Source organism: Streptococcus pluranimalium (assembly GCF_047785745.1).
In the GTDB taxonomy this organism is placed as follows: Bacteria; Bacillota; Bacilli; order Lactobacillales; family Streptococcaceae; genus Streptococcus; species Streptococcus pluranimalium_B.
On record NZ_JBLOJT010000049.1, the window covers coordinates 1 to 12597 of the forward strand.

The 12597-nt window shown below is 40.1% G+C and carries 6 protein-coding genes; all 6 read left to right on the forward strand.

Annotation, left to right across the window (positions count from 1 at the left end):
• The first annotated feature begins 410 nt into the window (after window positions 1–410).
• The 6 genes from rexB to ACMZ6U_RS06425 all read left to right on the forward strand — a co-directional run bounded on the left by rexB (window position 411) and on the right by ACMZ6U_RS06425 (window position 12464).
• On the forward strand, window positions 411–3779 hold the full coding sequence (rexB, locus tag ACMZ6U_RS06400) for an ATP-dependent nuclease subunit B (protein WP_416107236.1): 3369 nt from the start codon (window positions 411–413) through the stop codon (window positions 3777–3779).
• Complete coding sequence (addA, locus tag ACMZ6U_RS06405) at window positions 3772–7842, forward strand: helicase-exonuclease AddAB subunit AddA (RefSeq protein ID WP_416107238.1); 4071 nt, start codon at window positions 3772–3774, stop codon at window positions 7840–7842. Before rexB ends, addA begins: the two co-directional genes overlap by 8 nt.
• A 165-nt stretch (window positions 7843–8007) precedes the next feature.
• On the forward strand, window positions 8008–8898 hold the full coding sequence (gene rapZ / locus ACMZ6U_RS06410; RefSeq protein ID WP_416107240.1) for an RNase adapter RapZ: 891 nt from the start codon (window positions 8008–8010) through the stop codon (window positions 8896–8898).
• The gene (locus ACMZ6U_RS06415) at window positions 8895–9872 is read left to right on the forward strand and encodes a YvcK family protein (RefSeq protein WP_416107242.1); all 978 of its coding nucleotides are present in this window, start codon (window positions 8895–8897) and stop codon (window positions 9870–9872) included. Before rapZ ends, ACMZ6U_RS06415 begins: the two co-directional genes overlap by 4 nt.
• Window positions 9869–10780, forward strand: a complete 912-nt coding sequence (gene whiA, locus ACMZ6U_RS06420) for a DNA-binding protein WhiA (protein WP_416107244.1) — start codon at window positions 9869–9871, stop codon at window positions 10778–10780. Before ACMZ6U_RS06415 ends, whiA begins: the two co-directional genes overlap by 4 nt.
• Before the next feature lie 160 nt (window positions 10781–10940).
• Complete coding sequence (locus tag ACMZ6U_RS06425; protein WP_416107246.1) at window positions 10941–12464, forward strand: metal ABC transporter solute-binding protein, Zn/Mn family; 1524 nt, start codon at window positions 10941–10943, stop codon at window positions 12462–12464.
• Window positions 12465–12597: the final 133 nt, after the last annotated feature.

A 12597-nucleotide genomic window follows, 5' to 3' on the forward strand; every position in this document is an offset into this window, starting at 1 on the left:
CTTTGTCAAACTATCATACATTAATCGTCTTTTAAGGGCTTTATAACTTTGTGAATACAGGTTCTTAGATTGCCTAACTGCTGTATGAAAAAGATAAAGCTTCCGAGTTGTTTTACATCTTCGTTAGCTTTCCTCTTTTTACTTTATCATTTTTCGCCCTTAGTACCTTATTAATTGAACACAGGCGTAAAGCTTTTGAAAAAAGATAGCTTGACTGGTGTGCAAGCTCACTGCGTCACTCTCCTATTTTTCTTCCACTTTAGGTCGCCCTTAGTATCTTGTTAATTGAACTCGCCCTAACGGCTGTGTGCAAAAGACAAAGCTTCCTAGATGTTAGACATCTTCGTTAGCTTTCCTATTTTCACTTTCCCGTTTTTCGGGCTTAGTATCTTGTTTTTTTAGGTGTTTTTATGAAGTTATTTTTTACTAATCCAACTAATTCTTTGACGGATTTATTGACGCGAGAAGCAGAAGAGTTTCTTCTGCAAGGTAAGCGTGTTTTTTACATAGCACCAAACTCTCTTTCCTTTGAGAAGGAGCGTCGTGTTTTGGAATATCTCCCTAATCATGCGACTTTTCAGATGATTGTGACGCGCTTTGGGCAATTGCCCAATTATTTTATGCTACCAAAGAGAAAAGAAAGTAGCCATTTGGATGATGCGGGTCTAAGCATGCTTCTTTACCGTGTCTTGAATCAGTTGTCTGATCGATCTCTACCAGTCTTTGGACGTTTGAAAAAAGACCCTGGTTTTATTGAGCAAGTTCTTGCTTTGTATAAAGAATTGGCTAAAAGTCAGTTGAGTCTGGCTGATTTTGATGTTCTAATCTCAGAAACAGATCCCCTCGATAAAGTAGCAGAGTTGAAGATCATCTTAAGCTACTTTATGGACGCTATCAGTTTAGAGCAGTTGAGTGGGGAGAGCAAATTACAGTTTTTCATGCGTGCTCTGTCTGAAGGTAAGCTGGACTTACAATTGAAAGATACTGTATTCATTATCGATGGCTTTACTCGTTTTTCAGAAGAAGAAGAGCGCTTGGTTGACCTTTTAAATCAGAAGGCAGAGCAGGTGCTAATTGCTGCTTATGCGACGAAACGCGCTTATCATGCCCAGTTGTTATCGGGGAATATCTATGAAGCTAGTGTTTCATTTTTAAGAGAATTGGCTAGCCGATATGGTGTCAAAGTTGAGGAATTGCTTGCTGAAACTCTAGAGGAAACAACCTTTTCCAAAGTATCAGTAGCCTTTGAAGCCAGTCACGATTTTTCACCACAAGAAGCCACTTTTAAATGGACTGATGATGATAAAGAGACTTTGCAAATTTGGGAAGCTACCAATCAAAAGGTTGAAATTGAAGCTGTTGCCAAGGACATTCGCCGTAAAATTCGTGAAGAAGGAGCGGACTATAAAGACTTTACCCTTCTTTTAGGGGATGAAAAATCTTATAAACTGCCAGTCGAACGTTTATTAACACAATTTGAAATCCCATTTTATTGGGGACGGGCTGAGTCCATGGTTAACCATCCTCTGTCAGCTTTCATGATTAGTCTTGAGCGTGTCTTGCATTATTATTTCCAAAGAGAAGATCTCATCAACCTCTTAAAAACAGGACTTTTTGGTCACTTTAAGGAGCATGATTTAGATATTTTTGAGCAGTATTGTCAGTTTGCAGATATCAATGTTGGTCAATTCCATAAGCCATTCAAGCATAATATCAGCCGAACTTGGACAGATGACCAAGGTCAAAAACAAGAGCTTGACAAGTATGATTTAGAAAAACTCAATCAGATGCGTCAAAAGGTCATCAATCCCTTGACGGTCTTAAATACAGAAGGTTCTATTGATGACCTGCTGCAAGGCTTATTAAGTTTCTTTGACAACTGCTCGCTAACCAAGAATTTTCAAGTTTTAACTGTCGGGGCCAATCCAGAAGCTGTTGAAAAGCATGAGCAAGTTTGGAAAGTTTTTACAAGCTTATTGGAACAGGCAAAACTGGCCTTTGCAGGTGAAACACTCAGTATGCAAGAGTTGATATCTCTTTTAGCAAATGGCATGGCCTCAACAGATTATCGTACAGTCCCAGCCACGGTAAACGTGGTGAATGTGCGTTCTTATGACTTGATTGAGCCACATTCAGCTCCTTATGTCTATGCTATCGGACTAGGGCAATCTGCATTTCCTAAGGTTTCGCAAAATACAAGTCTCATCTCGGATGAAGAGCGACAATTGCTTAATGAGAGCACTGATGGAGAGGGCCGCCTCGATATCGTTACTGGTGATAATCTGAAGAAAAATCATTTTGTAGCCATTTCTCTCTTAAATGCTGCGGATAAAGGCCTAGTTTTATCTTATCCCCAGCTGTTAGGTGAGGGACAAGAGCTGATGTCACCCTACATGACTACGCTTGTTGAGGACTTAGGATTTCCCCTAACACTCAAACAAAAAAACATGGGGGATATCGCACCGGATGATTTGGGGTCTTACAAGGAGGTTTTGGCGCGTCTTATCAGTTTGAATCGCTCACAATTTTTGGATAAACTGAGTCAGGAAGAGGTGACCTACTGGCGCGTCCTCGGGCGCGTGATTCGTAAGGAATTATCGGATAAGGGTATCGCGATTGAACAGATTTCAAAAGAGTTGACCAGTAAGCCCCTATCACAGGAGGTCTTGCAGGTTCTCTTTCCAGCTGATGCCTCCTTGCCTTTGTCAGCGTCGTCACTGACACGTTTTTACAATAATCAGTATCTGTATTTCGTTGAGAAAATCCTTGGGCTTCGTGAGCAGGATTCTATTCATCCGGATGCCAGAAGTCACGGGAATTTTTTACACAAGGTTTTTGAGCGTGCGCTGTCTAACCAAGATAGCTTGAGTTTCAAAGAAAAGTTGGAACAAGCTTTAGAGGAAACCAAGCAAGATAAGGCCTTTCAAACGCTTTATGAAGAAGACCAAGAGAGTCTTTATTCCCGTGAATTATTGGAAAGTATCGCCAAGGCGACGGGAAGTTTATTTGAAGACATGCAGGACATCCAAGTCAGTCGTCAAGAATCTGCTTTTAAGTTTCTTTTGGATCCTAGTGAAACGCGTTTAGATCGTCCGATAGAAGTTTCAGGTTTCATTGACCGTGTGGATACATTACGTTCGGGCACAGAAGACTTGGCTTACGGGGTTATTGACTATAAATCAAGTCACCAGCGTTTCCAATTGGAAAAATTCTATAATGGTTTGAGTCCACAGTTGATGACCTATCTATTAGCTTTGAAAGAAGGCAAAGACAAGGAAGGACTGCCTCTCTTTGATCACTTGGATTATTTCGGAGCCATGTATCTGCAGATGCAGGAGCCTAGTTTAGCGCTTAAAGATATTAGCGAATTTGGAAAAATTCCTCAAAAGCTCAAGGAAGAACTGCGTTACGATGGGCTTTTCCGAGAAGAATTTCTGACTTATTTACCAGAAGACAACTATAAGTTCAGTCGCAATAAGCAGGCTGTCGTCTACAAGGAAGAGGAGCTTGATGAGCTAATCACTTTCTTAAAATCTCAGTATCAAGAGGCGGCTGAAACCATCTTGAAGGGACATTTTGCTATCAATCCATATAGTCAAGATGGGAGATCGGTTGCTGGTGAGCAATTGACTGCCTTGACGGGATTTGAAGCTGATTTACACTTAGGACAAGCTCGTTTTTTAGAAAATATTAAGGATAGTCCAAGGCAAAAACGTCAGCTATTACTAGAGAAAATTCATGAAAAAAATCAATCAGAGAAAGGAGACCGCCATGTTTAAACCCTATTTAACAGATGTTGATATTGACCGTTTAATCGAAGCAGAAAACCAACTGCCTGAAGGACAACAGAGACGCACACCAGAACAAATTCAAGCTATTTATAGTCATGGTCAAAACATGCTTGTCTCAGCCTCAGCGGGTTCAGGTAAAACATTTGTTATGGTTGAACGCATCGTTGACATGATTGAACGTGGCGTTGGTGTAGACCAGCTCTTTATTTCAACCTTTACGGTAAAGGCGGCGACCGAGCTGAAAGAGCGTTTGGAGAAAAAATTAAGCCAAGCGCTTGGTCGTGCGGCGAATGCTGATAGTCAAGCACATTTATCTTTACAGTTGGCTAATGTTCAGACAGCAGACATCGGGACAATGGACGCTTTTACCCAAAAGCTGGTCACACGCTATGGCTACTTAGTTGGTATTTCGCCAACTTTTCGTATTTTACAAGATGAGACAGAGCAATTTCTCTTGAAGGATAAGGTGTTTAGTGAGCTCTTTGAAGCTTATCGATTGGACAAGGATAAGTCCACAACTTTCAATGATTTGGTTCGCAATTTTACAGGTCGAGCAAAGACTAATCGCGTCTTCCGTGAAGTGGTCTATCAGTTGCACAACTTCATGCAGGCAACGGATGATCCTAAAAAATGGTTGGCAGATCATTTTATCAACCAAGCGGCATACATCGCGACTTCTTATTATCCAGAGAAAGCACTTGAAAAACTTCGCAGTGAACTTGATCAGGCGAGGCTCCATTACCAATCACAACATAAACAAATCATTCGAGCACTGAATCAAAAAGACTTTGGTACTCTTAACCGCTTGATGTCAGAGTTTGCTTTCAAAGCGACAGTACTTGGTAAAAAGGGTGAATTTGCTGAGTTAGCAGAATTACTGGTACGCTATGCCAATATCGCTGTGGATCAAACCCAAGCTAGTGTAAGTGAACTGCAATCAGCCAAAGAGAATTTCATAGCTCTTTGCCATCGTCCAGTAACAACAACTAAAGCAGGAAAACTAGATAAAATATCTAGTCAAGTCCAAGCGTTAGCCAATCAAGCAGCTCATCTGATTAACTTGATTGAACAAAAAGAATTAGCTAGATTTGTAGCAGAGATAGACAAGATTGGAATTGCCAGTACACACTTGAAAAAATACCAACTGGACACTTTCTTGGATCACTACCGTTTCTCTGATTTGATGATTGATGATGTCAGAGCCAGTGATTTAGACATCATGAAAGGGCAGTTTGATAGCCTTTTCTACCAGATTGATGAGATGTTACTAGTGATGTTAGAGACTCTTGCAAATACGACTGAAGCGAACTTTGAAAAGACTTTCTTCCAGTCAGAAGCAGCTTTACATGAGCATTTTGATAAATGGTTTACTAAAAAAGAATGGGAGAGTCGTTTTCCAAAACTGATAGAGTACCACCAGCTCTATGCCATGATTTCAGTCGTTTATCAAGAACAGCCTAATGCTCTCCCCCTTTTAGAAATCTTACAGCGTTTTTTGGGAGATTTTGCAGACCGTTATTTGGCTTTAAAAATCAGTGAATCTAGCTTAGAATTTTCAGATATTGCTCATGCTGCTATCCGTATTTTGTCTGAAAACGAGAAACTTAGACAAAGTTTTCAAAATCATTATGAAGAAGTCATGGTCGATGAATATCAGGATAATAGCCCTATCCAAGAACGTCTCTTGGACTTGCTTTCAAATGGGCAAAACCGCTTTATGGTAGGAGATGTTAAGCAGTCGATTTACCGTTTCCGTCAGGCTGATCCGACTATTTTTACTGGGAAATTCAACCTCTTCAAGAATGATCCGCAAGCCGGTAAACTCATTGTCTTGAAGGAAAATTTCCGCAGTCACAAAGAAGTGGTGGATAGTGTCAATTTTGTATTTAGTCACCTTATGGATCAAGATTTGGGAGATATTTCTTACGATAAATCACAAGAGTTGATTGCTGGAAACCCCAAAAAACAGGTAGCTACTCCAGACTACAAAACGACTTTCTTGCTCTATGATGACCAGCAAGAAGGGGAGACACAACTTGAAGAAGAGGAGACCGAGGTACAAGAAGAAGTTTCTCAAGGTCAGGTTGACTTGGTTATCAATGAAATCAAGGCCTTGCAAGCTAAAGCAGATGGCATATTTGATTTTTCAAATATCGCCCTCTTAGTCCCTTCTCGAACACGTAATATTGCCATTTTGAAACGTTTTTCAGAGGCGGGGATTCCCTTGGTTGCGGATGATGGGGTCATGAATTACCTCAAATCAACCGAAGTCATGATTATGCTGGAAACCCTCCGAACGATTAACAATCCCTTGAATGACTACGCCTTGGTTTCCTTAATGAAATCTCCCATGTTTTCATTTGATGAGGATGATTTGGCTCGCATTGCTGTCCAAGACCAGAAGCAAAGCTTGATGAATTTCTATGACAAGCTTCTCTTGGCTGACAAAAAAAGTGGCTATCATGGTGAGCTAATTACAGACTCATTAGCGCATAAAATTACTCAATTTTTGGATTATTTAACCTCTTGGAGACGATTTTCTAAGACTCATTTGATTCACGAATTGATTTGGAAAATCTACAATGACCGCTTTTATGTGGATTATGTCGGTGCCCTACCAAATGGTTTACAACGACAAACTAACTTATATAGTCTAGCCCTAAGAGCCAACCAATATGAACAGTCAGGTTTTCGCGGCCTCAACCGCTTTGTGGCAATGATTGACCACATCCTGGATCAGGAGCATGACCTAGCTGATGTTGCTCACGCCCTTCCTAAAAATGCCGTTCGCTTAATGACCATCCATAAAAGTAAGGGCTTGGAGTTTGATTATGTTTTTGTTTTAAATATGGATCAGCAGTTCAACCTCAAAGAGACCTCGCATGCCAAGGCGATTGCCCAAAAAGAGACTGGTGTAGGGATTATTTATCAAGCAGACTTATCAAATGATGACAGGCTATCGCGTGAGTCTAGTCTTCCGCTTAAGGTTAGCATAGAAACCTTGCCTTTTCAGACAAACAAAGAAGCAGTTCTCAGAGCCAGTCTATCCGAGAGAATGCGTCTGCTTTATGTTGCCATGACTCGGGCGGTTAAGAAACTCTATATCGTGGGGACAGCCCATGAGAAAGAGGGGAATCACACGGATGATGCGGAAGAAACGGTACTAGCCCTAGGACGTCGAGAGAAAATGCGCTCTTTCCAAGCCTGGCTATTAGCTTTGGCAGAAACCTATCCTCAGGCATTTGCGCAGGCTATCGACCTTGTTTATGCTTCAGGAACCATTCAAAACCCTGATGTTTCTCCTTCGCTTGATGTGATGGATGTGACAGATAATCGCCAATCAAATGACATTACCAAGGCTCTGGATAACTTAAAACAAGTTCAGGAATACAATGACCTTCATAAAGCTGGTATTGAGCTACCAAGTTTAAGAACACCTAGTCAGCTTAAAAAAGCCAAATTAATTGACCAAGAACAGGCAGATATTGCCCTCATCAGTCAGTCCCAGGTATCTAAAGAGCCTGTGAGCTTTGCTTTACCAGACTTTTCAGAGCAAAAAACCTTATCTTCAGCAGAAGTGGGTTCAGCCCTGCACAATCTTATGCAACGCCTGGATTTGAAATCCGACCTTAGTCAAGAGACTATTAAGCAGACCTTACTTGATATGACTGACCAAACAGAGTTAGTGACGAAATTACCGCTAGATAAGATCGAAGCCTTCTTCAAAACTGACCTTGGTCAACAGATTCTCAACAATCAAGACAAGCTTCATCGAGAAGCGCCGTTCGCCATATTGACAGATGATTTAGCCAGTAGGGAATCCTTTGTCATTCGTGGGATTATTGATGGTTACCTCTTGTTTGACGACCGTATCATTTTGTTTGATTATAAGACGGATCACTACAAGACCGCTTCGCAGATGATTGCTCGTTATCAGGACCAGATGGCCTTATATGCCAAATCTCTTAGACAGGCTTATAAGATTGAGCAGGTTGAAGCCTTTTTAATCCTATTTGGTGGAGATGACTTGGAACTTGTTGCTCTCCTGTAAAAGACTTAAGTTTAGTTAGTTTAACTGATAAGATAGCCAGGCTGAGTGATAATAAGTTTGACAAAACCATCTGACATTACTAACAGCTTTCTTGATAATAGTATGGGGAAAGCTGAAAAACTTGCAAAATTTGATATAATAATACAAACGAAAAGGAGGAAAGCTATGACTGAAAAGAAAATCGATCTCGTTGTTGTAACGGGGATGAGTGGTGCCGGCAAGACCGTAGCCATCCAGTCTTTTGAGGATTTGGGATACTTCACCATGGACAATATGCCGCCAGCCCTTCTGCCTAAGTTTTTAGAGCTGGTAGAACAGTCAGAAGATACTAGCCGAGTTGCTGTTGTGGTCGATATGCGAAGTCGTCTCTTTTTCAAAGAAATCACAACGATTCTTGACAATTTAGAGAGTAACGAGGCCATTGATTTCAAGATTCTTTTCTTGGATGCAACGGATGGTGAGTTGGTATCACGCTATAAAGAAACGCGTCGCAGTCATCCTTTAGCTGCAGATGGTCGTGTCTTGGATGGGATTAGCCTAGAGCGTGAACTCTTAGCACCTCTGAAAAACCTCAGCCAAAATGTCGTTGATACAACAGAATTAACCCCACGCAATCTTCGAAAAGAAATTTCAGATCAATTTGCTAAAAATGCAAAAAAAACAGATTTCCGTATCGAAATCATGAGCTTTGGCTTCAAGTACGGCCTACCTCTGGATGCTGATTTGGTTTTTGATGTCCGTTTTTTGCCAAATCCTTATTACCAAGTGGAGCTCAGAGAGCAGACAGGACTAGATAAGCCGGTTTACGATTATGTCATGTCTCAAGAAGCTTCAGAAGATTTCTACCAGCGCTTGATCCATTTGATTGAGCCGATTTTGCCAGGCTATCAGCGAGAAGGAAAATCAGTCCTAACTATCGCGATTGGTTGTACTGGTGGCCAACATCGTAGCGTTGCCTTTGCTCATCGTCTATCAGCTAATCTTTTAAATAATTGGCCTGTCAATGAAAGTCATCGTGATAAAGATCGACGTAAGGAAACGGTGAACCGATCATGAGAAAACCCAAAATAACGGTTATAGGTGGTGGAACAGGGATTCCTGTTATTCTCAAATCACTACGGCATCAACATGTTGATATCACAGCGGTTGTCACAGTAGCTGACGATGGGGGATCATCAGGCAAACTTCGTTCTGCTATGCAGTTAACACCACCAGGTGACTTACGAAATGTACTAGTAGCCATGAGTGACATGCCCAAGTTTTATGAGGAACTTTTTCAGTATCGTTTTAATGAGAATGATGGCGTTTTAGCAGGGCATCCACTTGGGAATTTAATCATTGCAGGTGTTTCTGAAATGGAAGGGTCTACCTATAATGCCATGCAGGCTCTGACACAGTTTTTTCACACAACAGGTAAAATTTACCCGTCAAGTGTTACCCCATTGACGCTGCATGCTGTCTTCAAGGATGGACACGAAGTTATCGGAGAAAGTCACATCTCAGAATACGATGGCATGATTGATTATGTCTATGTCACCAACACTTACAACGATGATATCCCGACAGCCAGTCCAAAAGTGGTCGAAGCCATCATGGAAAGTGATATGATTGTGCTTGGACCTGGCTCCCTCTTTACCTCTATCTTGCCTAATCTGGTCATCCCAGAGATTCGTCAAGCCTTAGTGGAAACAAAAGCAGAAGTAGCCTATGTTTGCAATATCATGACCCAGTATGGTGAGACAGAACATTTTACTGATGCGGATCACCTAGCCGTTCTCAATCGCCATTTAGGCATTGATGTTATTGACACTGTTTTGGTCAATATTGAACCAGTTCCGCAAGATTATATGAAAAGTAACCAGTTTGATGAGTATTTGGTTCAGGTTGAGCATGATTTTAAAGGTCTTAGGGATAATGCCAAGCGTGTGATTTCATCTAACTTCCTTCGATTGGAAAATGGCGGTGCTTTTCACCAAGGTGAACTAGTGGTTGAAGAATTAATGGATTTAGTAAGGACTAGATACCTATGAGTTTTACAACAACTGTTAAAGAAGAAATATTAACGCAATCACCTAAAAATAAAGAAGAACTGTCAGCCATCATCAAGATGTCTGGTAGTATCGGCTTAACAGGACAGGGCTTAACTCTATCCATCACCAGTGAAAATGCTAAGATAGCTCGTCACATCTATTCTCTCTTTGAATGCCATTACGGGATTCATCCTGAAATTAAATACCACCAAAAAACAAACCTTCGTAAGAATCGCGTTTACAATGTTTTTGTTGAGCGAGATGTTAATGAGATTATGGCAGATTTACAATTGGCAGATTCCTTTTTTGGCTTTGAAACAGGCATTAATCCGATGATTTTAAAAGACGACGATTTAGGAAGAGCTTATCTAAGAGGGGCTTTTTTAGCAACTGGGACCATTAGAGATCCCGAATCAGGACGTTACCAGTTAGAAATCTTTTCCGTCTATCAAGATCATGCGGAGGATTTATTACGCTTGATGCAAAAATTCCTTTTGGAAGCTAAAATTATAGAGCACAAAAACGGTACGGTGACCTATCTTCAAAAGGCAGAAGACATTATGGATTTTCTTCTCTTAGTTGGCGCAGAATCAGCTAAAGAAAGTTACGAAGAAGTAAAAGTCTATCGTGAAGCTAGAAATGACATCAATCGTGCCAATAATGCAGAAACAGCTAATATTGCTAAAACCATTAGTGCAAGCATGAAGACCATCAACAATATCATTAAGATTATGGATACCGTTGGTTTAGATACTTTGCCCTTAGAACTACAGCAGATTGCCCAAGTTCGTATTGCTAATCCTGATTTTTCGATGCAACAAATTGCTGACAGTTTAGATTTTCCCTTGACCAAGAGTGGTGTTAACCATCGCTTAAGGAAGATTAATCAATTGGCTGATGAGCTATGATTTAGAATCTCTTTAGAGTTAATCTCTAGAGGGATTTTTGATTTTAGCTTTCAAAGAAAGAGCTGAGTAAAAAAATATTTTTTTATTGACATTTATTTTTAGTTTGGTATACTTAACCGGTAATGCAAAAACTAAACCAGTTAATAAAAAGGAGTTAGAAATGAAAAAGAAATCCATTCTCTCGCTAGGATTGCTTAGTTTATTTTCACTAGGTCTTGCTGCTCATAGTCAACCAGCTCAAGCAGCAGATAAGGATATTGAAGTTATTGCTTCTTTCTATCCTATGTACGAATTTACCAAACAAGTTGTTGGTGATGAAGGTAATGTAAGTCTTTTGATTAAAGCAGGGACAGAAGCACATGATTTTGAACCATCAACTAAAGATATTTCTAAAATTCAAAAAGCTGATGCCTTTGTTTATGATGATGACAATATGGAAACATGGGTGCCAAAGGTTAAAAAATCTCTTGATAATAAAGGAAAGAATTTCATCAAAGCAACTGGTGACATGCTTCTAATGGGTGGCGGTGGTCATGATCATGACCACGATCACGATCATGGTGAAGAAGGTCACACGCATGAATTCGACCCACATGTTTGGTTATCGCCGGAACGTTCTCAGATCCTTGTAACCAATATCGCCAATGATTTATCTGAAAAATTCCCAGAAAAAGCAGATACTTTCAAGAAAAATGCAGAAAGCTATAATAAAAAACTTTCTGATCTTGATAAAAAATATAGAGATGCACTGACAGATGCTAAACAAAAGAGCTTTGTAACACAGCATTCTGCCTTTGGCTACCTTGCTCTTGACTATGGATTGAACCAAGTCCCTATCACTGGCGTATCAGCTGAAGAAGAACCATCAGCAAAACGACTTGCTCAACTCTCAAAATACGTTAAGAAATACGATATCAATTATATTTATTTTGAAGAAAATGCCTCTTCTAAAGTATCAAAAACACTTGCTGATGAGGTGGGTGTCAAGACAGCTGTTTTAAATCCTTTAGAAAGCTTAACATCTAAACAGATGAAAAAAGGTGAGAACTACATTACAGTAATGGAGAAAAACCTTAAAGCACTCCAAAAAACAACGGATAAAGCTGGAAAAGATATTGAACCAGAAAAAGGTGTTGAAAAGACAGTCTATAACGGATACTTTAAAGATAGTCAAATCAAAGACCGTAAGTTATCAGACTGGACAGGGAAGTGGCAATCTGTTTACCCATTGCTTCAAGATGGTACTTTAGATGAAGTCTTTGATTACAAGTCTAAGAAAAATCCAGAAATGTCAGCAAAGGAATATAAAGACTACTATACAACTGGATATAAAACAGACGTTGAAGAAATCAATATTGATGGTAAGAAAATGACCATGGAATTCATCCAAAATGGTGAATCACATAAATACAAGTACAAATATGTTGGTTATGAAATCTTGAACTACGAAAAAGGAAATCGTGGGGTTCGTTTCTTGTTTGAAACTGATGATAAAGATGCTGGACAATTCAAGTATGTCCAATTCTCTGACCATGATATTCGTCCAAATGAAGCCGGGCATTTCCACATTTACTTTGGTGGAGAGAGTCAAGAAGCACTCATTGAAGAACTTGAAAACTGGCCAACTTACTACCCAACTGATTTGTCAGGTCACGAAGTTGCCCAAGAAATGTTGGCACACTAATAGTTAGTATCTCCAAAAACTTTTGGCTCTTCGTCAACTGTAGTGGGTGACTTATAATTAACGTCTAGAGAGAATCGTTCCGGTTCTCTCTTTTTGGGCTCTTTGTCAACTGTAGTGGGTTGATGTCAGCTAC

Excerpts from the sequence above, each read along its gene's own strand:
- rexB (WP_416107236.1), top strand. The coding sequence starts at position 411 with ATGAAGTTATTTTTTACTAATCCAACTAATTCTTTGACGGATTTATTG.
- addA (WP_416107238.1), top strand. The coding sequence starts at position 3,772 with ATGTTTAAACCCTATTTAACAGATGTTGATATTGACCGTTTAATCGAA.
- rapZ (WP_416107240.1), top strand. The coding sequence starts at position 8,008 with ATGACTGAAAAGAAAATCGATCTCGTTGTTGTAACGGGGATGAGTGGT.
- ACMZ6U_RS06415 (WP_416107242.1), top strand. The coding sequence starts at position 8,895 with ATGAGAAAACCCAAAATAACGGTTATAGGTGGTGGAACAGGGATTCCT.
- whiA (WP_416107244.1), top strand. The coding sequence starts at position 9,869 with ATGAGTTTTACAACAACTGTTAAAGAAGAAATATTAACGCAATCACCT.
- ACMZ6U_RS06425 (WP_416107246.1), top strand. The coding sequence starts at position 10,941 with ATGAAAAAGAAATCCATTCTCTCGCTAGGATTGCTTAGTTTATTTTCA.